This window comes from Macellibacteroides fermentans (assembly GCF_013409575.1).
Taxonomy (GTDB): Bacteria; Bacteroidota; Bacteroidia; order Bacteroidales; family Tannerellaceae; genus Macellibacteroides; species Macellibacteroides fermentans.
Genome location: NZ_JACCCY010000002.1, coordinates 22,599 through 48,476, shown reverse-complemented (window position 1 = coordinate 48,476; position 25,878 = coordinate 22,599). Strand labels below are relative to the sequence as shown.

Here is a 25,878-nt window from a genome sequence, read left to right as displayed (position 1 = left end):
CACATACTTAAAAGCGGATTCTGTTAGCGGAATCCGCTTTCTTATTTCACCCCCCCTTCATTACCTATCTCAATCAGCCTTCCATAATTGGTTCAACCAATTCAATCACAACCTATATCCTAAAGTAAACGACAATAAGGCATTTGATGCACTAAGGTTATTGTGTGCTCCATCAATGAGAAGAATACTTTTCCCAGCATTTTTGAAATCAATCAAATAGGATGCATTGACACCTATAATCAGTCTCTTCATCTCTCTATTAAATCCCATCTCAATTTTCATTCCTGGAATAATTGATGCCATTTTATAACCCTCATGCAAATAAGAGTGATTGCTATCTGTCGAACTTGTCCGAACATCTGCTTTTAGTCCGGCACCTATATATAAATGGTTTTTCTTAAAAGGATACTTAATTCTAAAACTTGTGTTTAAATGCAGATAATCCCATTTCCCTTTCATCGAAATAGTATTCAGTGGGTGAGTATTTTCATCTAATTGAATAACATTATCTACCCCTCCTTTCTGAATGTAGCCAATTCCGCTTGATAGATAAAAATAACGATGCTCCAGATAGTCACATCCTACAAATACCGAATATGTATAAAGATTATCATTCAACAAATTGAATTTAGTAGAATTCATTGATGAAATTGAAAGACCATTTTCAATTTTAATCACCTGAGAGGAGAGCAAAGAAAAATTTGACAGGGCTAGCAGAAGACAAACTATTACTTTTTTCATATCACATATGTCTTTATACAATAAATAACGAATATCTCTCTTTAATATTTCATTTTCAAATAACATTTAAATCATCATCCCCGAGTCAAATGATCATAAATTAATTGTTACCTAGAATTACAAAATAAAAGTTAATCAACTAATATAAATTAAATAATTATATATATTTGTAAAGAAACTTTCTTCAATAAAGAAAGTAGAGATTATTTTTAAGCATTGAATCTATATTTATTTTCAACTTTAATATGTAAACCATGAAAAGAGTAATTGCACTTTCCCTTGCTATTCTTTGTATTGCAACCCTTTTACCGGCAAAAAACCGAAAGATAACAAACCCATCGGTCGATTTTACAAAAGTCGGAATTTACCATATTGAGCAAGTACAGCTTACCAATAAGGAAACCCGACTTACATTACATTGTACATTTATTCCTGGATGGTGGATAAAGTTTGGACGTGATGCCTATATTCAGGCTGATCCCTCCGGTGAAAAACTTCTTGCTACTGGAATTGAGGGAACTGAGTTCGGAAAGGAGACTTATATGCCTGAATCAGGTGATACAACATTGGTCCTTATTTTTCCTCCAATCAATAAATCTGTAAAGAAAATCAATTTCGGTGAAGGCGAAACTCCTGATTTCTTCGGAATCAACCTTGACAAAAAAGCCCGCCCGGATAATACAAAAGATTTGAAATCGGCACAAATGATTCGCAAAGTTAAAACAGAAGTAGAGAGTCCAAAGAAAAGTCCTGCAGAAAACCCACCCTTCTTTCGTAAAGATACTGCCCGCTTGAGAGGATACATAAAGGGCTATGATCCGCGAGCAGGATTCACAACCGGTATTCTTTATATTGGCAATGTATTAACTCGCGAAGACTATCCCATAGTTGCCCAAATCGATTCCGATGGTTATTTTAAAGCCGACTTTGAAATTAATCATCCTATTTGCACCAACATAACATTCAGGCAAAGCTGGATTCCTTTTTACATTGAACCAGGAGAAACGGTTGGATTGATTCTGGATTGGACCGAATTTCTTGAAGCTGACAGGAAAAGGAATATGCCTTATATTTATAAAAGAATCGAATATCTTGGTTCTTTAGCATCATTAAATAGGGAGTTAAACAGCTTCACCCTTAAACTTCCGGACTACAGACAACTGTACGAAATGGGAGATAAACTGGATCCAAATGAATTACTAAAGCAGCAAATAGCTTTGAAGGATGAGAATTTGTCTAATCTGGATTTATCAGCAAAAGAAAAATCCTTATCTCCTAAAGCTGTGCGTATACTCAAAAACAACATTCTGCTAACGTGGGCAAGCTACTTGTTTGATTATGAAAGTAACCGAAGTTACAGCGCTAGAGCAAACAAAGAAAATGCGGCCTTACAAACACCTCTACCGTCGGATTTCTATGATTTTCTGCAAGCAATTGACCTTCAGAATGAAGAATTATTGATATCTCCGGAATTCAGTACTTTCATAAACCGTTTCGAGTATTGTACCCCTCTTTCGCAATCATTTTACAAACGATATGTCACTCCATCAATTAGCTTTTACCAGTATTTGAAAAATATAAAAGAAGATCATCTGCTTACACCTGAAGAAACAAAGCATATAATTTGGCTGGATGAATTAAGATTTGTTGAAATAACTCCGGAAATAGAGGCCGAATATAAAAAGAAAGAAGATTTTACCCAGGCAATCTATAAAAAAGTCAAAACACAATTGGATTCCTATAGAAAGGAGGGAATAAAGGATGTTTCAGAGCATGAAAAAGAACTTATCCAATGGAGAACCAAAGATTCTTTGCTGGTTAATAGTCTTCATCTGGAACCAAATCTTGTATATGAAATTGCCAAAGTTCGTTCCTTGAATTACTCACTCAAAAAATTTAAAAAAGAGTATGCCGACATATACTTAACTACTTTTTCTGAAGGGATTACCAATCCATTCCTTAAAAATGAAGCCAGACGGATCTATGGTTTAGTTTTTCCGTCGGATGAAAAAACAGCCTATGACCTTCCGGAAGGTAAAGGAACAAACATCTTTCGTAAAATTATTGATCCTCTGAAAGGGAAGGTTCTGTTTGTTGACTTCTGGGCAACTACCTGCGGACCGTGTGTTGGTGGTATCAAAAACATGAAAGATACGCGAGCCAAATACGCTGGAAATCCGGATTTTGATTTTGTTTTTATAACCGACGACCGGACATCTCCCCGTAACGACTACGATAAATTTGTAGCCGAACAAGAGTTGAAAAATATTCATCGGATTAGTGCAGATGAAATGAATTATCTCCGACAATTGTTTAAATTCAACGGTATCCCACGTTATATTGTTATTAATAAAGAGGGTAAAGTATGGAATGATGACTTTCAAATGCATAACTTTGAATTTGAATTACCAAAGTATTTAACAAAACAACCATGAAGCAGAAAGCAAAACTTTGGCTCCTTGTAGCCGGGCTTATTTCGTTGATGAGCTGTAACAAAGTGGAAGGAAAAACCGACTCTGATAGCAGTGCCTTTGCTAAAGGGGCTGATATCAGCTGGCTTCCCCAAATGGAAAAAAGCGGATATATTTTTTATAACGACAACGGGGTTAAAGAGGACTGTATCCAGATATTAAAAGATCACGGGATAAATTCCGTGCGTCTCCGTACGTGGGTGGATCCATCAGATAACCCTCACAGCGGGCATTGCAGCAAAGATGAAACCGTTGCAATGGCTGTCAGGGCTCAAAAAGCAGGAATGCGTATTATGATTAATTTCCACTACAGCGACACTTGGGCCGATCCGGCGCATCAAACAAAGCCTAAAGCATGGGAAGGGCTGAACTTCGAGCAATTGAAGGAGGCTTTGTACACCTATACCGCCGATGTGATGACAGCACTTAAAGAGGCAGGAGTGACCCCCGAATGGGTACAGGTAGGGAATGAAATTCCCTCCGGAATGGTTTATCCGGAAGGAAGTACCGATAACTGGCCTCAACTGGTGGAACTGCTAAACAAAGGCTATGATGCCGTTAAAGAGGTTTCACCCTCTTCGCAGGTGATCCTCCATGTGGATCAGGGCAATAACAACGAACGTTTTCGCTGGTGGTTCGACAATGCCACAAAATACGGAGCTAAATATGATATAATCGGGATGTCTTACTACCCCTACTGGCTAGAAGGTAAACCCGACTATACATTGTCGATCGACGATTTAGGCAACAATATGAACGACATGGTAAGTCGCTTCCATAAGGATGTTATGGTTGTAGAAGTAGGTGGCGAAGACACCAAGGTTCAGAATACTTACGACATGCTTAAAGCCGTAATAAGTAAAGTCACTGAAGTTCCCTCAAACAAAGGAAAAGGTGTCTTTTATTGGGAACCCCAGGGAGCTCGCAGCTGGAGCAAATATGCCCTCAGCTGTTGGGGTGATAACGGCAGACCAACCCAAGCCCTGGATGCATTTAAGTAAGGAATCGAACTGTATCGATTCTTACTTACTTCTTTATTTATTTGCTTAACGGAATAAATATGGATATTTGCCAATCTCGGAATTTCCCCGAATTGATTAGATCAGATTTAATCATGTTCGTAAGCCCATGTTTGTAATTTACGCCTATTTCCATAAATCCAAAATCATAGGCAAGTTTCCCGAGAAGAGGTGCGTCAAACTTTCTCGTATTATCTTCTCCTTCCTGAAAAAACACAAAAGAAGGTTCTAAGCCAACGCCAAGGCTCAGACCTTTATAAAGTCTGTAATTTAGAGATGCTCCGGTACTTATAAAATAATATTGTGTTGATATTTCTTTTGTAGGCGGTTCCAAAAACGATCTTCTATACTTTGAGTTCCATGACTTCATTCCAATATAACTATCCCAATCAATAAAAACAGAAGGTACTGAGAAAGAATTTAGAAAGCGAAATCTATAGCCTAATGATAAATTCATTTTATAATCTGCTTCAGTAAACTTTATTCCATCTTCTAAAGGCAATTTAAAATTCGGATTAACAGTACCCGAACCTCCATTAATAAGTAAACCCGATTTTACTTGTTTCTGCGCAGTAACCAAACATACACTACATGTCAGGAATAAAAGGAATAAAATACGTTTCATCTTTTTCATTGATTAGTTGGTATATAATTAATAAATAAAAGGACAAATGATAATTGATAATTCACAAAGATAATTGGTTATTCCTTAACAAAAAGAGTATTAGTAATGATTGGTTATTATTAACAATTGTTTGATAATATATTAATGATAGTCGGAAACAACTCTTCATTTAATACAATCACACTAAAAACCTATTCAGAGAAATCTAAAAAGATTCATATATGATAGTTTAATCCTATTTCAGCAAATATTTAATCGCCGTGTCTAGTTGCAGATCAACCAGACTTGAATTAGTTACAAATTTATCAGGTATAATTCCGACACTGTGATGTTGGGTATTATCTCTGTTTATAAACTTCCATCCAGTCATTGTGAATGATGCTATTGGTAATTTAGTAAACATCAAATCTCCATTACATCCAGCAGAGTTCTCTCCAATTATTGGACCTAATTTATATGCCTTAACAATATCAAGTAATGTTTCTGTGAAGCTTATAGAAGAAGCATCCATAAGAAAAACATAAGGTCCCTTCAGTTTGGTATTAACAGGAGGTTGATACTGATATAGTTTGGCATATTCGTCACTCAAATTTGAATTAAAAGGGGCTATGTGCCATTTCTCGGCAGAGATATAGCTTTCCCTTAAATGATCAGGATAATAGGTAACCGGCTGTTTTAAATTTCCCAAAGATACCGTAGTATCAATAATATTAGCGATAATACTTAAAGCATAGGGTTGAGCATAGCCTCTCAAATCAAATATTATTCCTTTATTATTATTTATTTCACTTATACGTTCTTTAATAGTTTCATATTTACCATTTATGCAGCAAAGATTAATATAAAAGATCGAATCATTATAATGTTTTATAAAAACCGTATCCAGGTGATAAGGATTTGCCAAATTAGTAGTTAAAGACACAGATTGATTGTCAAAACGATTATTTACTAAAGCTAATGTTATTATTGAATCTTTTTTATAGCTTTCAAATAATTTACTTGCAAATATTTTTTTTAGACCAGTTTCCTTTCTTGAATATGAAATATATTTCAACTTATTAGCAACTACATCATCTACGCTCTCATTATTAATGCTTGTAATAATATCACCTGCTTGAATCTTTTGTCTATTTGACTCACCTACATTCTTAACATACAATTTATTACCATGTAGGACTGTTTCTATTTCCGGGTAGTAGGAAGAAGCATAAGTAGCCGCCAAACCCATTGAAACAGAAAAATTAGGATCGGCATGCGAATCCTTCAACAGACTTAATAAATTACATACATGATCATAATACTCTTTTAAATTCTTACAATTTGCAATTTTGTTGTAATATTCTTGAAATGATATTTCCCATGATTCGTTTAATTTGTCTTCGAAATAAAAAGGATAAAAATGCTGAACAATATTGTATCTCATTATTTCATTAGCCAATCGGGCTTCGTAAGATTTAATAAAAGATAACTCTGAGCCTCCGGACACCAAGGTCCCCAATAATGATTTGGAAAAAAGTTTTAATTTAATCCGATTCGTTTTTGATATCAAAGATGTTAATTCCTTTGATTTTAGGGGTAAACTGGAAACTGCAATTGGAAATCCAACAATTAGTTTAGAATTTATTTTATATTTATAAATAGAATCTGGACTTGGATAAAAGCTTCTAAACTCTGAAATATGCCTAATATTACTAACAATTCCACTGGATTCATTTTTGTTTTCTACAATATAAAATGACTGACTAATATCCATCTTATTTAAAGATAGGTTACCTAATTCATTTATCCTGATTTGAGGACATATCGGTGTAAACAGTTTATAAAGTATTTGATTATAATCTTCATCAGATTTACTCTGTTCAATCTGTGAAATAGAATATATTAAAAATTTAAACCAATCAAGACTTTTAAGATTTTCATTCGGATAGAAATATCTCACATATCCATATATACGGGATAATCCGTGAATTCGCTCAATTTCTTCGTTAGAAAGTGTTTTATTATCCCAGGATGTGTTAGTATTGCCTATACCAGATAGCGGAACAATACATAACGTAAAAAACAAAACACTCTTTAGTACATCCCTTTTTATATCTTTGATTTTCATTTTGACATTTATAATATTAGTAATAACTTATTCTGATTCTACTTCATTAGAATGTAGCAGATGCTTTTACTTAACAAGTTGATTTAGTAATTGGGCAAATATATTACTATTTCGTATATATATCATATACCAAAAGTTAAACAATATTTATTTGATTATTTTACGTCTTTGCAATAGAATAATCAAAAAGCAATGACAAAAGAAAAAGGAATCTCTTCTGTTTAAGTTTCGGGTGTATTTAAATTAATTTTCTTTTCAGAAAATAATAGAGAATATTTGTGGGGACTTTTAATGCAAAATGTATATACTTTTTGTATGGTTTCTCGTGACTTTTTATATCAAATGTAGTTAAGAATTTATCAAGAGGAATAATTGATAAATCTATATGAAAATTGCTTTCAAAGATATATGTTTGGAGTTGCAATCATATATCTTTGAAAAATAAAGGAGACTGTACCTTCTAGAATATTATCCTTCACTTATAACAACTCCATCGGAAAAGCGATACCACTCACCGCTTTCGGGACAACAGGCCCGTCCGTTGTAATCGAAGTCCAGTTTGTGGCCGTATTTACTCACCCAACCTGTTTGTCTGGCTGGATTACCGGTTACCAGAGCAAAGGGGGGGACCGGACGGGTAACCACTGCGCCGGCACCCACCAGTGCGTAATTCCCAATATTATTGCCACAGACAATGGTAGCATTGGCCCCGATAGTTGCTCCTTTGCCGACATGCGTTGCTTTAAATTCATCTTTCCGGCTGATAAAACTACGCGGATTAATCACATTGGTAAACACGCACGATGGTCCGAGAAAAACATCGTCATCGCACGTTACACCTGTGTAGATGGATACATTGTTCTGAACTTTTACTCCATTTCCAAGAATAACACCGGGCGAAACAACCACATTCTGACCGATGTTACAGTTCATACCTAGTTTACTCCCTGTCATAATGTGGCTAAAATGCCAGATTTGAGTTCCTTCGCCGATTATGCAACCCGGGTCGATCACGGCGGTTTCGTGTGCCTTAAAGTTATCCATATGTTTATTCGTTACCAAGTTCTATTACTTCGAGGTCTTTTAGTTGTTTACCGTCTATTACAAAACGCATCAATGTACGGACCTTATGGAATCCACTCTTACCGGCGGCTCCTGGATTAAGGTGCATGCATTGAAGTTTGGGGTCATACTGAGCTTTCAGGATATGACTATGGCCTGCAATAAAAAGTTGGGGTGGATTGGAGAACAGCTCTTCCCTAATCTCCGGAGCATAACGGCCGGGATATCCTCCGATATGTGTAATCAGTACCTCAACCTCCTCAACCTTAAACCGAAGCACCCGGGGGTATTGTATACGAAGCGGATATCCGTCTATATTTCCATGCACCGCCCGGAATGGCTTAATTGAGGCTAGCTGCAAGGCAAGGGTTTCTGAACCGATGTCTCCTGCATGCCAAATCTCGTCGCACCCGGAGAAATAAGTTACATAGCGGTCGTCCCACCAGGCATGTGTATCCGAAAGAAGTCCAATTTTAATCATTTCCGTATCGTTGTTATCACAAAAGTACCTATATTTACGGACAACAAGTGTCTAACTATGGAAAATTCATACAAATACTTTAAACGGGATATCAGCTGGCTGTCTTTCAACTACCGGGTACTACTGGAGGCGGAAGATGAAACTCTTCCTGTGTATGAACGAATAAAGTTTTTGTCCATCTATTCCTCTAACCTGGAAGAATTCTACGAAATAAGGGTAGCAGAACACCGGGGTGTAATCATGAAAAAGCAGTATGCCGATGAAAGTTATGCTGAGGCGGAACAGACTTTGGAGGAGATTACGCAGGAGGTAAACAGACAGCAGCGCGAATATTACCGTATCTTTACGGAGCAGGTGCTTCCGGCACTGAATAAAGAGAATATCTTTCTCTATCAGAACTGTGTACCCCAGCCGTTTCACGAGGAATTTGTTCATAACTTCTTTAACGAAGAGGTATTTCCATTTCTATCGCCCGTAATGATACAGGCTGGTGAGATACGGACCTTTATCCGCGACCGCCGGCTTTACCTGGTCATCCGTATGATAAAACGCAGTAAGCGGCTCAATGATCCGGACTATGTTCCGGAATATTACTATGCGCTGATGAAGATTCCCTATGCCAAAGTACCCCGATTTATCGAACTCCCCGAACACGAGGGAAAGCATTACGTAATGTTTATAGACGATATAATCAGGGCCAACCTGCAGAGTGTATTTCCGGGATATATAATAGACAGTTGTTATAGCATCAAGATTTCGAGGGATGCGGATATTTATATTGAAGACGAAAAGGCAGGTAATATACTGGAGAAGATACGTAAGAAAGTCAAGAAACGTAAAATTGGGGCACTTAGCAGGTTCATGTACGACCGGGCTATGCCTTCCGACTTCCTTTCGTTTATTTGTGACGCATTTGGGATTGTTCCCGACGATCTTGTAGTGGGCGGGCGTTATCTTAATTTGCAGGATCTGAATAAATTACCCAATCCAAGGGGAAAAGAGCTGGAGAGCAAGCCATTGTTACCCATGCGAATTCCTTACCTGGACGAAATCGGATCGGTTATAAAAGCTATCAAAAAGCAGGATGTATTGCTTCACTTCCCATATCAGTCGTTCGACTACCTGATCCGTCTGCTGATGGAAGCGGCTTTCGATCCGAAAGTGGATGAGATAAAGATTACACAGTACCGCGTTGCCGAAAATTCGGCAGTGATAAATACACTTATCAGCGCGGCGCAGAATGGGAAAAAGGTGACTGTATTTGTTGAACTGAAGGCTCGCTTTGACGAGGAGAATAACATGCTGACCGCCGAAAAGATGACACAGGCGGGCATCCGGATCATTTACAGTATTCCCGGACTGAAGGTTCATGCCAAGATTGCCATTATTATTCGGAAGGATACCAGAGAGGGCTTGCAGCGAAAGCATCTGGCTTATCTGAGTACCGGAAACTTCAATGAGAAAACGGCTAAGATCTATTCGGATATTGCACTCCTTACTGCGCAGACAGAGCTGGTGAACGACATCAACAAGGTTTTTGCCATACTGGAAGGACGGATATGCGAAGCTACTTTTTCGCACTTACTGGTAGCCCGATTCAATATGGTACCCACCCTTACTGAAATGATACGCCGCGAAATACAACATGTTAATGAGGGCAGAAAGGGAAAGATTATTTTGAAGATGAATGGACTGCACGACAAGAACATGATCAATGAGCTTTACAATGCCAGCGAGCAGGGAGTGGAGATTGAATTGATTGTACGTGGCATCTGCTGCCTCGTGCCTGACCAGCCTTATAGTAGAAACATACGTATTACCCGGATTGTAGATATGTTTCTGGAACATTCCCGCATCTGGTATTTTTACAACGACGGTGCAGAAGATTTGTATATGACGTCGGCCGACTGGATGCAACGGAACCTGAACCGCCGCATCGAGACAGCTTTCCCTATTCTGGATCCGATACACAAAGAGGAGATTATCGATATCCTTCGTATTCAACTGAAGGATAATGTAAAGGCTTGCCGCATAGACCAACACTTGAACAATATCTATAAACGTGACGATAATCCCGTAAAGACACGGGCCCAGGTATGTATTTACAACTACCTGAGAGACCGGTATGCTCTGGATAAACAGCGATGATCAGAGTAGTCTGACCTTATCTGGCAGATAACCCGAACGAATTCGCCATTCCTGCGGATATAGGTTATTGGCTCTGTTACCGAGATGTTTTACAAATCCCAGAGCAGCCCCTTTATAGGTAAGCAACACATATCCTCTGGGTAGATCCGGAGGCAAGACAAGAGCCTCTTTACGCAAGTACCTGATAGCTTCTTCCCAATTTATTTCACAACTGCTGAATACCTCCCGGTTTAGGTGATACGAAAGTGCTAAGGACTGATCCGGTATAAGGTCTTTGCCTTTTACCTCACCCAGTGTTATGCCAGCACCGATCACCTTCAATAAGCTGTACAGTTGTTGTAACAGTGGGTAATATTCTTTAGGAAAGGCCCGTACAGTCTCGCCTCGCACTTCAAATTGATACTGGTCCTTATGCTGTATCCACGTTTCTGCCTGAACAGGAACCGCTGGGGCTTTCGTTTTATCTTTCCCTTTTTTGTCTTTCGACTGGCGCGGACGGATTATTTCGCCCTCGTCTTTACGCAAAACGGCCAGAAAGAATCCTTCTCCTTTGGTTTTATGGGGGAAGAAACGATAAACAGGATGGTTGTATTTAAGCGGACCCGAAATTTGCCACGTGTCCGGTATATCCAATGACACAGGTTCGGCACCCAGTTGTTCGACAATATACTGCACATTCTCTTCATCCTCTTCTGTGTTGTATGTACAGGTACTATATATCAGGAGCCCACCGGGTTTAAGGGCATTCCATACATCGTTTAGTATCCGGCGCTGTCTGCCGGCACATAATTCTACATTAGCCGGACTCCATTCGTCCATGCTGCCGGCATCTTTCCTAAACATTCCTTCTCCGGAACAAGGAACATCGGTTACAATCACATCAAAAAAATGGGTTAATTCGCCCAGCTCTGTGGGGTCGTTATTGGTAACAATTGAGGCGGGATATCCCCATTTACTGAGATTCTCGGCCAGGATGTGACTACGCGTCCGTATTATTTCATTGCTCACAAGAAGGCTTCCTTCCGGCAATGTAGAAAGCAGAAGGGTAGATTTGCCCCCAGGAGATGCGCAGAGATCCAGACAAGTTACGGGTTCGTTTATAAGCTGACGGACGGCCTGCTCCAGAAACATGGAAGAGGCCTCTTGCACATAATAGTGACCGGCATGGAAAAGCGGATCGAATGTAAAGGACAATCGTTCCGGAAGGTAGTATCCCGTATGGCTCCACGGTACGGGTTCGCCTGCAGGAGTATAGTCACTCTTTTTTCGGTTCATGCGGATGCTGACTGGCGCATCGGCTGATAATGCCTCTTCCAATTGCTCGTATTCGGCTCCCAATATTGCCTTTGTTCTCGTAATAAATTCCGGTGGAAATGCCATTGCACGTATATTTGGGGTAAAATTAGTACTTTTGCAAAAAAATATAGGTATGCAAGCGTCACTTTTTCTTATCCCGGTTCCACTGGGTGATACAGATCACCGGCAGGTTTTGCCGGAATATAACAAAGATATTATTCGGTCTATCAACCATTTTATTGTGGAAAATGTACGTACAGCCCGTCGTTTCCTAAAGAAAACGGCCCCGGAGATTGTAATCGACGAGCTTACTTTTTATGAGTTGAATAAACACACTTCTCCCGAAATGGTTGCAGATTACCTGCTGCCGCTCAGTAAAGGATTGTCTGTGGGTGTAATTTCGGAGGCGGGTTGTCCGGCTGTAGCCGATCCGGGAGCCGATGTGGTCGCCGTTGCACAACGCAAGAACTATCCGGTAGTTCCGTTGGTGGGACCTTCGTCTATCATAATGTCTGTGATGGCTTCGGGTTTTAACGGCCAGAGTTTTGCTTTTCACGGTTACCTTCCGATCGATGCCGTTGCACGCACCAATAAAATCAAGCAAATTGAACAGCGTATTTACAGCGAGCACGAAACACAGTTGTTTATCGAAACGCCTTACCGGAATAACAAATTGGCAGAAGAGCTGGTTCGCACCTGCCGCCCTTCCACCAAATTATGTATCGCGTCAAACATTACCTGCGAGGATGAATATATTAAAACAAAACCGGTAAAAGAATGGGCCGGCAAGATTCCGGACCTATCAAAGAAGCCTACTATATTTCTTATCTATAAATAGACGGATTTATTGGCCGAGGCATCAAACCATACTTGCACTCTCCATTGATTCTTCGGCTATATTTTCTTCACAAAAGGAAGTAGGTTGCTGACAGCAGAAGTTTTCAGCAAACAGGATGGTGTTCTGCAGGTATGGAAATTCTTTCTCAAAGTAACCACTAAATACCCCTTTGGAAAGATTTTCCTCAATCTGAGCCGTAAGCCAGAGTTTGCCTCCTTCACGCACATACTCGGACATCAGCTTCTCGTCGTGAACACATACCACATAAAGTGAAACCTGGTGTCTAATCTTTTCATCTTCGTACTTATAGCGGATTAAGAATCGCACCGAAACACCGGGTTTGCCTTTCAGTCGGCCTATGGCATCCTGCGCACTATGCTCAATCTTTTGACGATATAAAACATAGCGTTCGTATGGATAATCGTACGTATCAGGATCTACATAGCTATCAGGGGAACGCTTGGTCAAGTATAACTTTCCATCATGGATTACAGCCACACGTACAATGGGATGATAGTATTTCTTTTTAACTGTTCGGCTTACCGACCGAGCAATGCAACCAACAACTTTTCCTTCATTGTTAAGTACAGGAATCCACATCTCTTTCCTCAGACTTCCTTTCATTATTTTTACACGTACATGCTCATACGAAAAAATACAAACACCGATTATAACACCAAGCTGATCATACAAAAATACAGTTCTGCCCGGAGTATGCCAGTCATAAGGCAACACATTGTAAATAAGAATTACAAAAAGATGAAGGATAAACATATTTTGCACTACCTGCGCCAAAAAAATAAATTCATTCAGCGACGAACGTAACAAAGTACGATGGAACAAGGGATGACCCGAATTTCTTACTCTTCGCAACAGCGAACGCCGGGAGAAACCCACAAATGTGAGAACCATCACCATGGTCAGTTCGCTGATAAGCGACGAATAAGGATAGAGGGCTTTACCTAAAGGCAAATAAAGAAATACAGAAAACAATATCAATGAGATGGATGAAACCAACAATAGGAATTGATACGTCTTCCTTTTCATCAATGCCGTATAAAGGTACATGGATACAAAACTTAGCGTCAAGGCAATTATAAATGAATAGTGATAATCAATAAAATTATCAATAAACATAAATAATAACATTGGCAATAATCCCCAAGCCTGATTATCTAAACTTTTTCTAGTTTCTATTCTATTCATAACTCACTTGTGTTCATCTTAACATTTTCCATTTATCTAATTAAGGGATAATGAAGTATATGGTTTTTATCCTATAGTGCGCACTGGAATTAGCGCTTATTCATTTCTCCGTTGATTATATAACAAACATAATCAGATAAAGGTTATTGCTTCATACATGCTTTTCTGCATGATAAGATGAACGTACAAGTGGACCACTCTCAACATGGGTGAATCCTTTTGACAAAGCTATCGATTTATATTCTTCAAAATGTTCGGGAGTGATATAGGCTGAAACCGGAATATGTTTACGTGATGGTTGCAGGTATTGTCCGATTGTAAGTACAGATACCCCGGCAGCACGCACATCATCCATCAGGGTGTAGACCTCCTCATCGGTTTCACCCAGACCAACCATTATACCTGTCTTGGCAACAGTTCCTTTAGTCGCTATGCGGTTTAAGACCTTCAGACTCACATCGTATTTGGCGGCACTCCGTATCTGGGGAGTCAGCCGTCTGACGGTCTCCATATTGTGAGAAATAATCTCGGGAGCCGCTTCGATAACCAGATCAACCAACTCCAGGTTTCCCTGAAAATCGGGAATCAGGACTTCAAGCGTAGTCTCCGGGTTCAGTTGTTTGATGGATTGAATGGTTTTCACCCAGTGACCCGCACCCTGATCGGGCAGGTCGTCGCGGTCGACCGACGTAACTACAGCATGTTTCAACTTCATCAACTGAATAGACTTAGCTACGTTTGCCGGCTCTTCAGGATTCAACGCCAATGGTTTCCCTGTCAGCGTATTGCAAAACTTGCACGAACGGGTACAAATTTCTCCTCCAACCATGAAAGTAGCCGTACCCCTCCCCCAGCATTCACCCATGTTCGGGCATTTACCACTGGTGCATATGGTGTGTAAACCATGTGATTCGACTATACGTTTGGTTTGGGTGAAAGTTTCATTTCCACCCAAACGTATTTTAAGCCAGTCCGGCTTTCTTATATGTTCTGCCATTGTTTTAAAGGTTGTTAAATAAAAATTCAGACATTTTTGTATACAGATGGAAACGGGTGTTACCGCCATATATACTGTGATTTTTATCTTTGTAAATATGCATATCAAATTGCTTGTTGGCTTGCACCAAAGCTTCGGCATACTCCATGCTGTTCTGAACATGTACGTTGTCGTCGGCCGATCCGTGAATCAGAAGCAATTTTCCCTGCAATTTATCTGCTAGTTTAATAGGCGAGGTTGCCGCATAGCCTTCAAAATTTTCTTTAGGCGTACGCATAAAACGCTCGGTATAAATGGTATCGTAATATTTCCAGTCGGTCGGCGGAGCCACAGCAATACCAGCCTTGAATGTTCCGTTGCCGGTACTCATGGACATCAGGGTATTGTATCCCCCAAAGCTCCATCCCCAGATAGCGATCCGGTTCTTGTCCACATACGAAAGCTTACCCAGAGCCCGGGCAGCTTCAACCTGATCCTGACTTTCAAGCAATCCCATTTTCATATAGGTACATTTACGGAATCCTTCGCCTCTGGCTCCGGTACCGCGTCCGTCCACACTTACCACCATAATTCCCCTGGCAGCAAGGTAGTATTCCCAATCAAATCCATAGCTATCCGTTACCTCCTGCGAAGCCGGACCGCTGTATTGTACCATAAGCACCGGGTATTTCTTGTTTTCGTCGAAGTCGACCGGCTTCACCCGCCATGCATTCAACTCGTAACCAGATTCGGTCTGTATGGTAAAGAATTCCTTCTTAGCATATGAAAGTTCTGCCAAACGGTTTTTCAGCGCTTTATTATCCTGCAGCACACGAAGGGTGGTACCCTTTTTTGCTTCATGCACAGAAATCTGCATGGGTGTATTTGCATTGGAATACTTATTCACATAATAGGCAAAATTAGCGCTAAAGTCGGCACTGTTAGTACCCGACAGCGGTGTAAGTTTAGTTTTTATACCTTTGGCATCTATCTTATAAACCGATCTGCGCAGCGGACTCTCTTCGGCCGACTGGTAATAGATGGTCTTTGTTGCCTCGTCCATGCCGATGAAACGGGTTACATCCCAGTTGCCTTTGGTTACCTGACGCTGCATTACGCCCGTAGGAGAATAAAGATAAATATGCGCATATCCGTCCTGCTCGCTCAAATAGGTGAATCCTGTTTCAAAAAACTGGATGGAGGATAGATATTCGGAATCAACATAAGCCTTGTTCTCTTCCCTTAAAACCAGTCTGAATACACCACTTTTCGGATTGGCATAATACATATTGAACACGTTTTGGGTACGGTTCAGGGTCATAACTGCCAACTGATCTGCTTTGGTTGTGAAAGTGATACGGGGGATATACGTTTCTTCATTCACAGGCAGTTTCAATTCCTTGATGTCTTTCGTAGACACACTATAGGAATGAAGAGTGACAACGGAATTTTTCTCGCCTGCTTTGGGGTACTTATAGGTGTAAAAACCGGGGTACAGCTCATTATTGAACATCTGCATGTGGTATTGAGGCACTTCAGTTTCGTTCGTTTTTACAAAGGCAAGATACTCATTGTCGGGCGACCAGGCCATAAGGTTTGTTACTGCAAACTCTTCTTCGTACACCCAATCGGTTGTTCCGTTCAGTATTTTATTTAACTCGCCATCTTTGGTAACCTGGGTTTCCGTATCAAAATCAAATTTTTTAATCCAGATATTATTGTCGCGTACATAAGCACACATCCTGCCGTCTGGGGAGAAGATAGGAATCATCTGCTTACTGGCAGACTCGGTAAGAGGCTTAACAAAATTACGTCGTACATCGTAATCGTAAATTACGGCTTTAGATGAACGGCGGTAGATCGGTTCGCTGTCGCGCCATACCAGAATACGGTGTCCGGTACTGCTGATCATATACCCCTCAAAGTCCTTGAAGGTACATTCGCGGGCGGTTTTCGCATTAAACAGGGTATCCACCGGATTTCCGGTACGATACGAATATTTGATAATCATGGAGCGTTCGCTGTTCATGGCCGTATAATGTTCGCCATCGGGCATGGAACGCATATCACCTATTGCCGACACCTGACGGAACTTACCGTCTGTTATATCTTTCAAGCTAACCTGTTTGCTTCCGTTCTGTGCAGAGAGGCTTCCAACCATCACCAATGAAAGCAACAAACATAGTCTCAATCCTTTCATGAATTTTTTCTTTTTTAATAATATCATGCAAAGTTAGTGAAAAGGCACCGCAATACAATGACTATTTTCTATCTTTGCATTGTGAAAAATAGTAAACCGTATAACGACTTAGGCGATTTCCTGCGGGATCTGTTCCCGTACAAGGTACAAAAAATATCATTGAACGCCGGATTTACCTGCCCGAACCGCGATGGATCAAAAGGATGGGGAGGTTGTACCTATTGCAATAACCAGACATTCAGCCCGGATTATTGTCACACCGACAAAGGAATAAAAGAACAACTGGGAGAAGGCGTACAGTTTTTTGGACGCAAATATCCCGACATGAAATACCTGGCCTATTTCCAGGCCTATACCAATACATACGATGAGTTCGAAAGGCTTAAAGTTATTTACGAAAATGCCTTACGTTATCCGGATGTAGTTGGACTGATTGTAGGAACACGCCCGGATTGCATGCCGGATGAGCTGTTGGATTACTTTGCCGAACTATCCCGGAAGACATTTGTAATGGTTGAATACGGACTGGAAAGCACCCTGGATAAAACGCTGGAGCGTATCAACCGCGGACATACCCATGCCGAATCGGAAGAGGCCATCCGGAGGACTGCAGCCAAAGGGATTTACACTGGTGCCCATCTGATTTTGGGGTTGCCCGGCGAATCCCGCGAAGAGATATTGCATCATGCCGATGTGGTATCCGCCTTGCCGCTCACCACTGTTAAACTGCATCAGCTTCAGCTGATCCGGAAGACTAAAATGGCATTGGAGTACCGTGAAAATCCGGAAGATTTCCATCTGTTTACTGTCGACGAGTACATCGATCTGGTAATTGATTTTGTGGAACGGATGAATCCCGCCATCACCATCGAACGTTTTGTATCCCAATCCCCTAAAGAGCTGCTGATTGCACCCGATTGGGGATTAAAGAACTATGAGTTCACAGCAAAAGTCCTGAAAAGAATGGAAGAACGCGGAGCCTATCAAGGGCGCACCTTCACTCCCCTTCTTTAAGATCGACGGTTCCATAGTACGTAATTCCCTGTCGGTTTATGCTCGTTACCTGAATTGTGGCTGAAGCATTGGGATAAATCTGTATCCGGAAAGTATGCGTATCATCAGCCGACCGGGTACGGAATGTGATCTCCGCATTGTTCTTCTTATCATATCGCTGGTTATACTCCGTAAGTGGCGCATCAAAGGTCATACCCACTCCTCCGCCATAAGGTAAACTGTATGCTTGTCCGAAGTAAGGGAGATAAGAAAACACCGAATCGTTTCTTACAGTCAGCGAATAGTTGCTTGTTACATTCCTGGATCGACCGGACATGGGTACCACCCGATCAACGGATATCTTGAAAGCTCTGTTGTCTACACTTTCTTTCACCCGCGTTTCAGTAAGCTCTTTTGATTCCTTTCCCGATTGAGTGGTTGCACATCCGCCGAGGACAACCAAACCAACCATCAATACAAAAAGTAATTGTTTCTTTTTCATACCTCTTATATTTTCAATATTACTATAAAGATAAGACAATTTAGCACCCTGTTTTGTTTAGGTTTAGTTAATAAAGAATGAAATATACCCTATAAAAAAACAAAAGATATTTTAATGGATTTAAGGGTTGTCATTTTGCAGATACGAATAACTTTACGAAATTTGTTCCCTGTATTATATAGAAATTAATAAAGTATAAATGGATACAAAACAGCATTTTCAAGGGCTGACAAAAGAGCAGGTTATCGCCAGTCGCGAGGCAAACGGCGAAAATGTACTCACACCTCCGGCCAAAGCCTCTTTATGGAGCCAATTTCTGGAAAAGTTCGACGACCCTATTATTCGCATCTTACTGGTTGCATGGGCACTATCGCTTATTATTGCAGGTGTACACTGCTGGGGACCTGAAGCCAAAGGCTTTAGTGCCTTTCTGGAGCCCATCGGCATTTTCTTTGCAATCATACTTGCCAGCTGCGTTTCCTTCTTTTTTGAACTCAAGGCGAACCGAGCCTTCGATATTTTGAATACGGTAAACGACGACATCATGGTTAAAGTGATCCGCGACGGATCCATTACTGAAATTCCACGTAAAGAGGTGGTTGTAGGGGATGTCGTTATTTTACAGACAGGCGAAGAGGTTCCTGCCGATGGAACTTTACAGGAGGCTATCTCGCTTCAGATAAACGAATCGACGCTTACAGGTGAACCAATTATTGATAAAACGGTGGACAAAGCCGAATTTGATACGGAAGCAACCTATCCCTCCAATGTCGTAATGCGCGGAACAACGGTAGTTGACGGTCACGGTATCATGATTGTTGATCAGGTGGGCGACAATACCGGATACGGTAAGGTGTACGAAGGATCTCAGATCGACAACAATGTGCAGACACCTTTACAGATCCAGCTGGCCGGTCTGGCTAAGATTATCAGCAAGGCAGGATATACCATTGCCGGATTGACCTTCTTCGGACTGGTTATCAAGCTATTTATAAACACTCCAGACCTTCCGCTGATGGATATGGTAGGCGAGATTCTGAATATATTCATGATTGCAGTTACACTGATTGTGGTTTCGGTTCCCGAAGGATTACCGATGAGTGTAACTTTAAGTCTGGCTTTGAGCATGAACCGGATGTTGAAGACCAACAATCTGGTACGCAAGATGCACGCCTGTGAAACAATGGGGGCTACTACGGTAATCTGTACAGATAAAACAGGAACGCTTACTCAAAATCAGATGCAGATCTATCAGACCAATTTCTTTAATCTGGCAGATCAGAAACTGGCAAACGATGAGGTGAGCCGGCTTATTAAAGAGGGTATCGCCGTAAACTCTACCGCTTTTCTCGATTTGAGTGAAGAAAAGCCCAAAACTATGGGTAACCCTACGGAAGCGGCCTTACTTTTATGGTTAAACAGCAACAAGGAAGATTATCAGTCGCTGCGTGAAGAGGCAAAAGTAATTGAACAACTCACCTTCTCCACCGAGCGGAAATATATGGCAACGTTGGTTAAATCGCCTCAACTGGGCAGAAATGTACTATACGTAAAGGGTGCTCCCGAGATTGTGTTGCAGAATTGTAACCGGGTGGCGATAAACGGAAGTTACGCTTCTGTCGAATCCTGCAAAGCTTCCATCGAAAAACAGCTGCTTGATTACCAGAATCAGGCCATGCGTACCCTTGGTTTCGCCTATCAGCTGGTGGAAGACGAGCAAGTGGAATCATTCTTTGAAAATGGCCGTCTTAAAAACGCAGATCTTACTTTCCTTGGTTTTGTGGCTATTTCAGATCCGGTACGTTCGGATGTTCCCGACGCTGTTAAAAGCTGTCTGAATGCAGGTATCGATGTTAAGATTGTTACCGGCGATACTCCGGGTACAGCCAAAGAGATTGGCCGCCAGGTAGGTATATGGAATGAGAATGATACGGAACGCAACATAATAACCGGTCCGGGATTTGAGGCGCTGACCGACGAGGAGGCCTTAGACCGGGTACTAGATCTGAAAATTATGTGCCGCGCCAGACCGACCGACAAACAGCGTCTGGTTCAATTGCTCCAGCAGAAAGATGCCGTTGTGGCCGTTACGGGTGATGGAACCAATGATGCCCCAGCATTAAAGGCAGCTCAGGTTGGATTATCTATGGGTGACGGAACATCGGTAGCCAAAGAGGCGAGCGACATCACCATCATCGACAACTCATTTATGAGTATCACCCGTGCTGTGATGTGGGGACGTTCATTGTACCAGAACATACAGAAATTCATCTTGTTCCAGCTTACAATCAATGTTGTTGCTTGTGTGATTGTGTTGGTAGGATCTTTCCTCGGCACCGAATCGCCTCTTACTGTTACGCAGATGTTATGGGTAAACCTGATTATGGATACGTTTGCCGCCGGAGCTCTGGCTTCGCTACCGCCCAACGAACGGGTGATGAAGAACAAACCCCGTAAAAGCGGACCGAAAGGCGACTTTATCATCTCCCGCAGAATGGCAAACCGTATTTTCAGTGTAGGTATCTTATTTGTGGTATTCCTCCTGGCCGTACTGATTTACTTCAACCACACGGATGGAGAATTAACCGCCTACGAACTGTCTCAGTTCTTCTCAATCTTCGTATTGCTTCAGTTCTGGAATATGTTCAACGCCAAAGCATTCGGCACGAATAAGTCGGCTTTCGCCGAATTGAAGGAAAGCAAAGGGTTCCTTTCTGTTGCACTGCTAATTCTTATCGGACAATATCTGATTGTAACCTTCGGGGGACAAATGTTCAGTGTAGTTCCATTGAGTTGGGCCGACTGGGGATATATTATCGCCGGCACCTCCATCGTACTATGGATTGGTGAGATAATCCGCCTGCTTGGGAAGAAATAAAGTATATTATATCCCAAAACAGGTTAAATATAAATCCTGTATAGTTGCTTTTAACGGCGACTATACAGGATTTTCTTTTTGACTGTTCCGGAATCATTAAGGGAGAAAAAAACAAAAGGGGAACCGACTCACGTCGCCACCCCTCCCTTAACTTAAACGCCAAAACTAAATCTAAACAAAAAACACAAATAATGATAATATTTTTCTTAACAAAATCTCAATTTTTACGTTCCATTCTCGAACTTCTCATATACTCCCGTGCGAACTTTAACTCGGCACCCTGATATTTAAACAGCTTTTCAGGAGAAATGATTTTCTTGAATTTCTCTGCATATTCTTTTTCCAACTTAGCCTCTTCGATACATAGATCCAGATAGTCATCTACAGCTCTGGTGTATTCGGCATCAGTCGGATTCTTTTTTGACCGGATTTCATTTACAAACTTTCGGTAGGAACGGCCTAATTCAAACTTCTTTTTCTTAAGTTCGTCACTTAAGGGTATAAACAAAGCTGCTTCATCTGGAGTTAAGCCTACCTCGGCCATAATGAATGCATTTCTTTTCGCTTGAAATGCCTCCCTGTCAAAATGTTTCCGCTTTCCGGTATCCTGTGCACTCACAGAAAAAGACATAAAAAGCGATAACGCGACAAATGTAATAAAAAATATTCTATTCATACAAACTTTTTTTTCAAATAATAACTTTATAAGTTTATTTTCATTCAGAATAGCCTAATTCCCCTTCAAGCACATAATTAGCGTACTTGTTCTCAATGTATTCCTGGTATTCCTTGTCTTCTGCAGAAGATAAAGCAGACATCGTTCCTTCCGAAACAGAGGACTGAACATACAAGCTGTCGGACGTATTTTGCTTTCCAATAAAATCGGGACCGATAACCGCTTTAAAAAATAAACCCAAGCCTGCAAAAACTGCAGCCAGATATAACCACGGACGTACCCGTTGAGCAAAAGTAATCTGAATTGCTTTTTTTGATTCTTTTACGGGAAGCTGACTCATAATGAGATCATTCAAGCCATCCATATACCCTTGCGGGGTTTTAAAGGGGTTATCGCCCTTAAATTTATCCAGGTTACTATTCATATCTTTCATATCTCTCTTTAGTTTATACATGTTCCATGTCACTTAACGTGCATATCACTTTCTTTGACAAGATAAATCATTAAAGGTTTAAATATCTTTTGTTAAAAACTCCTCAACTTTTTTTAAAGCATGATGATAGGAGGCTTTCAAGGCTCCAACAGAGGTTCCGAATATCTCTGACATATCTTCATATTTCATCTCATCGTAGTATCGGAGCGTAAATACCGCTCTTTGTTTTTCGGGGAGAGTTAAAATTGCCTCTTGCAATTTTAACTGCACTGCATCACCATCAAAATAGATATCCCCTTTTAAGCGTTCAAGCAAGAAAACATCTTCACTGTCGATCGACACATTATTCTGCATCCGCTGCTTGTTCAGAAATGTTATGCATTCGTTGAAGGCAATCTTGTAGAGCCAGGTGGAAAGCCGGGCCTCTCCTCTGAAATAATCAATGTTGGTCCACGCCTTCAGAAATGTATTTTGCAATAGATCATTTGCATCCTCATGGTTCAGCACCAACCTTCGAATATGCCAATACAATTTTTCTCCATAATACCCAACCACCTTCGAAAAAGCATTTCGTTGCGTGGCGGGATCACGAAGTTGCAGCACTATTTCCTCCTCATTATATTGTTGCATACTGTTCATTTTGGCAGTAAATATATAAAATAATCTTCTTAACTTTGCATAATATTGATTCATTATGAGTACAGAGACAATCTTAATAGCATTTGGTTTAACGTTAGTTGCAGGTTTGTCGACCGGCATCGGTAGTATGCTTGCCTTTTTCACAAAGCGTACAAACACTAAATTTCTGGCCACCTCTTTGGGATTTTCGGCGGGTGTGATGATTTATGTCTCTTTTATGGAGATGATGCCCCAGGCCAAACTAAACTTGATTGAGAGTTTTGGCGACCGCATCGGTACATTTTATCTGCTGCTTGCATTTTTCGGGGGGATGGGGATGATTACTATAATAGACTTCCTGATTCCCGAAGACAAAAACCCGCATGAGATGCACAATGTGGAAGAATTATCCAAAAAACAAACCGGACTTAAAAAAACGGGTATGCTGGTTGCATTATCCATCGGTATACACAACTTTCCGGAGGGGATCGCCACCTTTACGTCGGCTCTAAACAGCATGGAAATAGCACTCCCTATCACGGCTGCTATCGCGATACACAACATTCCGGAAGGAATCGCTGTATCAGTACCTATTTATCAGGCCACAGGGAATAAAAAGAAGGCCTTTTGGCTCTCTTTCCTGTCGGGTATGGCAGAACCTGTAGGGGCCCTTTTCGGATTTCTTATTTTATTGCCTTTCTGGACTCCGGCCATCAATGGTTTTATACTTGCAGCCGTGTCGGGAATCATGGTTTTTATTTCCATAGACGAACTTCTGCCCAGCGCTCAGAAATACGGAGAGCATCACTTATCCATCTCCGGATTGGTAGGTGGTATGGTGATTATGGCACTGAGTCTCTTTCTATTTATATAGCAGTAAACTTTATAGGACAAAAAAAGAGAGGTTATCCAAACGGACAACCTCTCTTTTTTTATATAGGAGTCTGAAATTACATCATACCACCCATTCCGCCACCCATACCTGGGTTCATCGGAGGCATAGCAGGATTATTTTCTTTTACTTCTGCAATAACAGCTTCGGTTGTAAGGAACATACCTGCGATAGATGCTGCATTTTCCAAAGCAACACGTGTTACCTTAGCTGGGTCGATTACACCGGCAGCGTACAGATTTTCGTAGATATCCTTACGTGCATTGTAACCAAAGTCGCCTGTACCTTCTTTCACTTTCTGTACAACTACGGCACCTTCTTTTCCGGCATTTGCCACAATCTGACGAAGAGGCTCTTCGATAGCACGTTTTACGATTTCGATACCAGTAGTTTCGTCTTCGTTCTCGCCTTTCAAACCTTCCAAAGAACTGATAGCACGGATGTAAGCGATACCACCACCAGGAACAACACCTTCTTCGATAGCAGCACGGGTTGCACTTAATGCATCATCCACACGGTCTTTCTTTTCTTTCATCTCAACTTCAGATGCAGCACCTACATAAAGAACAGCTACACCACCAGCCAATTTAGCCAGACGTTCCTGAAGTTTTTCCTTATCATAATCAGATGTTGTATTTTCAATCTGAACCTTGATCTGAGATACTCTTGAGTGGATGGCATCCTTATCGCCTGCACCGTTAACAATCACTGTATTGTCTTTGTTTACAGTAACCTTTTCGGCAGTACCCAACATATCGATGGTAGCACCTTCCAGTTTCAATCCCTTTTCTTCAGAGATTACTGTTCCACCTGTAAGGATAGCGATGTCTTCCAACATAGCCTTTCTGCGGTCGCCGAATCCAGGAGCCTTTACAGCACATATCTTCAGGTTACCTCTCAAACGGTTTACTACAAGAGTTGCCAAAGCTTCGCTGTCGATATCTTCTGCGATGATCAACATCGGGCGACCTGTTTGTACAGTCTGCTCAAGTACAGGAAGCAATTCCTTCAATACAGAAATCTTCTTGTCGTAAATCAAGATGTATGGATTCTCCATCTGAGCTTCCATCTTCTCAGTATCGGTTACGAAGTATGGAGAGATGTAACCACGGTCGAACTGCATACCTTCAACAACATCTACAGTTGTTTCGATACCCTTAGCTTCTTCCACTGTAATAACACCCTCTTTCTTCACTTTTCTCATAGCTTCTGCAATCAAAGCACCGATGGTCTCGTCGCCGTTGGCAGAAATCTTAGCTACGTTTTCGATTTTCTCGAAGTCGTCGCCAATTTCCTGAGCCTGACCGGCAATGTTGTCAACCACTACTTTAACAGCTTTGTCGATACCACGTTTTAAATCCATAGGATTGGCACCTGCAGTAACGTTCTTCAAACCAACACCGATGATAGACTGAGCCAAAACGGTTGCAGTAGTTGTACCGTCGCCGGCATCGTCGTTAGTCTTCGAAGCAACTTCCTTAACCAGCTGAGCACCCATATTTTCGTAAGGACACGCCAGTTCTACCTCTTTAGCAACTGTAACACCGTCTTTTGTGATATGAGGTGCACCAAATTTCTTTTCGATAATTACATTACGACCTTTTGGGCCTAATGTTACCTTAACTGCATTTGCCAATTCGTCCACACCCTTCTTCAAAAGGTCGCGGGCATCCATATTAAATTTAATTTCTTTAGCCATGATATGTATTCTATTTT

The 25,878-nt window shown here is 41.1% G+C and carries 21 protein-coding genes; 7 read left to right on the top strand and 14 right to left on the bottom strand.

Annotated elements, in window-relative coordinates:
* Positions 1-105: 105 nt before the first annotated feature.
* On the bottom strand, positions 106-741 hold the full coding sequence (locus F5613_RS05285) for a hypothetical protein (RefSeq protein ID WP_179398994.1): 636 nt from the start codon (positions 739-741) through the stop codon (positions 106-108).
* A 254-nt stretch (positions 742-995) separates the two neighbouring features.
* On the opposite strand from F5613_RS05285, the gene F5613_RS05280 reads away from it, so the two are divergent.
* Positions 996-3,176: a TlpA family protein disulfide reductase gene (locus F5613_RS05280; protein ID WP_179398993.1), complete on the top strand. Its 2,181-nt coding sequence runs from the start codon at positions 996-998 to the stop codon at positions 3,174-3,176.
* Positions 3,173-4,213, top strand: coding sequence for a glycoside hydrolase family 53 protein (locus tag F5613_RS05275; protein WP_246303359.1), 1,041 nt, complete (start codon positions 3,173-3,175; stop codon positions 4,211-4,213). Before F5613_RS05280 ends, F5613_RS05275 begins: the two co-directional genes overlap by 4 nt.
* A 37-nt stretch (positions 4,214-4,250) precedes the next feature.
* On the opposite strand, the gene F5613_RS05270 is transcribed toward F5613_RS05275, so the two are convergent.
* The 4 genes from F5613_RS05270 to F5613_RS05255 form a co-directional block, all read right to left on the bottom strand.
* Entirely contained in the window at positions 4,251-4,865 is a 615-nt protein-coding gene (locus F5613_RS05270; protein ID WP_179398992.1) for a hypothetical protein, read from the bottom strand.
* 226 nt (positions 4,866-5,091) lie between these two features.
* Positions 5,092-6,963, bottom strand: a complete 1,872-nt coding sequence (locus F5613_RS05265; RefSeq protein WP_179398991.1) for a S41 family peptidase — start codon at positions 6,961-6,963, stop codon at positions 5,092-5,094.
* Between the two features lie 468 nt (positions 6,964-7,431).
* Complete coding sequence (locus F5613_RS05260; RefSeq protein ID WP_079683733.1) at positions 7,432-8,007, bottom strand: acyltransferase; 576 nt, start codon at positions 8,005-8,007, stop codon at positions 7,432-7,434.
* 4 nt (positions 8,008-8,011) lie between these two features.
* A complete protein-coding gene (locus tag F5613_RS05255; protein WP_068180460.1) occupies positions 8,012-8,506 on the bottom strand; it encodes a metallophosphoesterase family protein in 495 nt (164 codons plus the stop codon).
* Between the two features lie 57 nt (positions 8,507-8,563).
* Between F5613_RS05255 and F5613_RS05250 the strand changes: the two genes are divergently transcribed.
* Positions 8,564-10,654 carry an RNA degradosome polyphosphate kinase gene (locus tag F5613_RS05250; RefSeq protein WP_179398990.1) on the top strand — a complete coding sequence of 697 codons (2,091 nt, stop codon included), beginning with the start codon at positions 8,564-8,566 and terminating at the stop codon, positions 10,652-10,654.
* On the opposite strand, the gene F5613_RS05245 is transcribed toward F5613_RS05250, so the two are convergent.
* Positions 10,655-12,034: a methyltransferase RsmF C-terminal domain-like protein gene (locus F5613_RS05245; RefSeq protein WP_179398989.1), complete on the bottom strand. Its 1,380-nt coding sequence runs from the start codon at positions 12,032-12,034 to the stop codon at positions 10,655-10,657. It lies immediately after the preceding gene.
* Between the two features lie 49 nt (positions 12,035-12,083).
* Here F5613_RS05245 and F5613_RS05240 point away from each other — a divergent pair, with 49 nt between their 5' ends.
* A complete protein-coding gene (locus F5613_RS05240) occupies positions 12,084-12,788 on the top strand; it encodes an SAM-dependent methyltransferase (protein WP_068180449.1) in 705 nt (234 codons plus the stop codon).
* A gap of 21 nt (positions 12,789-12,809) precedes the next feature.
* On the opposite strand, the gene F5613_RS05235 is transcribed toward F5613_RS05240, so the two are convergent.
* From F5613_RS05235 to F5613_RS05225, 3 genes are all read right to left on the bottom strand, one after another.
* On the bottom strand, positions 12,810-13,994 hold the full coding sequence (locus F5613_RS05235; protein ID WP_246303358.1) for a hypothetical protein: 1,185 nt from the start codon (positions 13,992-13,994) through the stop codon (positions 12,810-12,812).
* Positions 13,995-14,145: 151 nt separating this feature from the next.
* Positions 14,146-14,991 (bottom strand): lipoyl synthase, encoded by an 846-nt coding sequence (lipA, locus tag F5613_RS05230; RefSeq protein WP_179398988.1) that lies wholly within the window; start codon positions 14,989-14,991, stop codon positions 14,146-14,148.
* Positions 14,992-14,995: 4 nt separating this feature from the next.
* Positions 14,996-17,170, bottom strand: coding sequence for a S9 family peptidase (locus F5613_RS05225; protein WP_179398987.1), 2,175 nt, complete (start codon positions 17,168-17,170; stop codon positions 14,996-14,998).
* Positions 17,171-17,227: 57 nt separating this feature from the next.
* Between F5613_RS05225 and F5613_RS05220 the strand changes: the two genes are divergently transcribed.
* The gene (locus F5613_RS05220; protein ID WP_218858883.1) at positions 17,228-18,184 is read left to right on the top strand and encodes a TIGR01212 family radical SAM protein; all 957 of its coding nucleotides are present in this window, start codon (positions 17,228-17,230) and stop codon (positions 18,182-18,184) included.
* Here the strand turns inward: F5613_RS05220 and F5613_RS05215 are convergent.
* Positions 18,168-18,665 carry a DUF4251 domain-containing protein gene (locus tag F5613_RS05215; protein ID WP_179398985.1) on the bottom strand — a complete coding sequence of 166 codons (498 nt, stop codon included), beginning with the start codon at positions 18,663-18,665 and terminating at the stop codon, positions 18,168-18,170. The two genes, F5613_RS05220 and F5613_RS05215, sit on opposite strands and share 17 nt — an antisense overlap.
* A 199-nt stretch (positions 18,666-18,864) precedes the next feature.
* On the opposite strand from F5613_RS05215, the gene F5613_RS05210 reads away from it, so the two are divergent.
* The gene (locus F5613_RS05210) at positions 18,865-21,543 is read left to right on the top strand and encodes a calcium-translocating P-type ATPase, PMCA-type (protein WP_179398984.1); all 2,679 of its coding nucleotides are present in this window, start codon (positions 18,865-18,867) and stop codon (positions 21,541-21,543) included.
* Between the two features lie 217 nt (positions 21,544-21,760).
* Here F5613_RS05210 and F5613_RS05205 read toward each other — a convergent pair whose 3' ends face one another.
* The 3 genes from F5613_RS05205 to F5613_RS05195 all read right to left on the bottom strand — a co-directional run bounded on the left by F5613_RS05205 (position 21,761) and on the right by F5613_RS05195 (position 23,282).
* Positions 21,761-22,219 (bottom strand): hypothetical protein, encoded by a 459-nt coding sequence (locus F5613_RS05205; RefSeq protein ID WP_079683726.1) that lies wholly within the window; start codon positions 22,217-22,219, stop codon positions 21,761-21,763.
* A 40-nt stretch (positions 22,220-22,259) separates the two neighbouring features.
* Complete coding sequence (locus F5613_RS05200) at positions 22,260-22,652, bottom strand: hypothetical protein (RefSeq protein ID WP_179398983.1); 393 nt, start codon at positions 22,650-22,652, stop codon at positions 22,260-22,262.
* Between the two features lie 78 nt (positions 22,653-22,730).
* Entirely contained in the window at positions 22,731-23,282 is a 552-nt protein-coding gene (locus F5613_RS05195) for an RNA polymerase sigma factor (RefSeq protein WP_179398982.1), read from the bottom strand.
* Positions 23,283-23,346: 64 nt separating this feature from the next.
* Between F5613_RS05195 and zupT the strand changes: the two genes are divergently transcribed.
* On the top strand, positions 23,347-24,144 hold the full coding sequence (zupT, locus tag F5613_RS05190; protein ID WP_068180428.1) for a zinc transporter ZupT: 798 nt from the start codon (positions 23,347-23,349) through the stop codon (positions 24,142-24,144).
* A gap of 76 nt (positions 24,145-24,220) precedes the next feature.
* Here the strand turns inward: zupT and groL are convergent, their stop codons facing one another.
* Entirely contained in the window at positions 24,221-25,861 is a 1,641-nt protein-coding gene (gene groL, locus F5613_RS05185; RefSeq protein WP_179398981.1) for a chaperonin GroEL, read from the bottom strand.
* Between the last annotated feature and the right edge of the window lie 17 nt (positions 25,862-25,878).

Excerpts from the sequence above, each read along its gene's own strand:
- F5613_RS05255 (WP_068180460.1), bottom strand. The coding sequence starts at position 8,506 with ATGATTAAAATTGGACTTCTTTCGGATACACATGCCTGGTGGGACGAC.
- F5613_RS05265 (WP_179398991.1), bottom strand. The coding sequence starts at position 6,963 with ATGAAAATCAAAGATATAAAAAGGGATGTACTAAAGAGTGTTTTGTTT.
- F5613_RS05215 (WP_179398985.1), bottom strand. The coding sequence starts at position 18,665 with ATGAAAAAGAAACAATTACTTTTTGTATTGATGGTTGGTTTGGTTGTC.
- F5613_RS05205 (WP_079683726.1), bottom strand. The coding sequence starts at position 22,219 with ATGAATAGAATATTTTTTATTACATTTGTCGCGTTATCGCTTTTTATG.
- F5613_RS05280 (WP_179398993.1), top strand. The coding sequence starts at position 996 with ATGAAAAGAGTAATTGCACTTTCCCTTGCTATTCTTTGTATTGCAACC.
- F5613_RS05270 (WP_179398992.1), bottom strand. The coding sequence starts at position 4,865 with ATGAAAAAGATGAAACGTATTTTATTCCTTTTATTCCTGACATGTAGT.
- F5613_RS05275 (WP_246303359.1), top strand. The coding sequence starts at position 3,173 with ATGAAGCAGAAAGCAAAACTTTGGCTCCTTGTAGCCGGGCTTATTTCG.
- F5613_RS05250 (WP_179398990.1), top strand. The coding sequence starts at position 8,564 with ATGGAAAATTCATACAAATACTTTAAACGGGATATCAGCTGGCTGTCT.
- F5613_RS05285 (WP_179398994.1), bottom strand. The coding sequence starts at position 741 with ATGAAAAAAGTAATAGTTTGTCTTCTGCTAGCCCTGTCAAATTTTTCT.
- F5613_RS05245 (WP_179398989.1), bottom strand. The coding sequence starts at position 12,034 with ATGGCATTTCCACCGGAATTTATTACGAGAACAAAGGCAATATTGGGA.
- F5613_RS05240 (WP_068180449.1), top strand. The coding sequence starts at position 12,084 with ATGCAAGCGTCACTTTTTCTTATCCCGGTTCCACTGGGTGATACAGAT.
- F5613_RS05220 (WP_218858883.1), top strand. The coding sequence starts at position 17,228 with ATGACTATTTTCTATCTTTGCATTGTGAAAAATAGTAAACCGTATAAC.
- F5613_RS05195 (WP_179398982.1), bottom strand. The coding sequence starts at position 23,282 with ATGCAACAATATAATGAGGAGGAAATAGTGCTGCAACTTCGTGATCCC.
- lipA (WP_179398988.1), bottom strand. The coding sequence starts at position 14,991 with ATGGCAGAACATATAAGAAAGCCGGACTGGCTTAAAATACGTTTGGGT.
- F5613_RS05235 (WP_246303358.1), bottom strand. The coding sequence starts at position 13,994 with ATGAATAGAATAGAAACTAGAAAAAGTTTAGATAATCAGGCTTGGGGA.
- F5613_RS05260 (WP_079683733.1), bottom strand. The coding sequence starts at position 8,007 with ATGGATAACTTTAAGGCACACGAAACCGCCGTGATCGACCCGGGTTGC.
- F5613_RS05210 (WP_179398984.1), top strand. The coding sequence starts at position 18,865 with ATGGATACAAAACAGCATTTTCAAGGGCTGACAAAAGAGCAGGTTATC.
- F5613_RS05225 (WP_179398987.1), bottom strand. The coding sequence starts at position 17,170 with ATGAAAGGATTGAGACTATGTTTGTTGCTTTCATTGGTGATGGTTGGA.
- groL (WP_179398981.1), bottom strand. The coding sequence starts at position 25,861 with ATGGCTAAAGAAATTAAATTTAATATGGATGCCCGCGACCTTTTGAAG.
- zupT (WP_068180428.1), top strand. The coding sequence starts at position 23,347 with ATGAGTACAGAGACAATCTTAATAGCATTTGGTTTAACGTTAGTTGCA.
- F5613_RS05200 (WP_179398983.1), bottom strand. The coding sequence starts at position 22,652 with ATGAAAGATATGAATAGTAACCTGGATAAATTTAAGGGCGATAACCCC.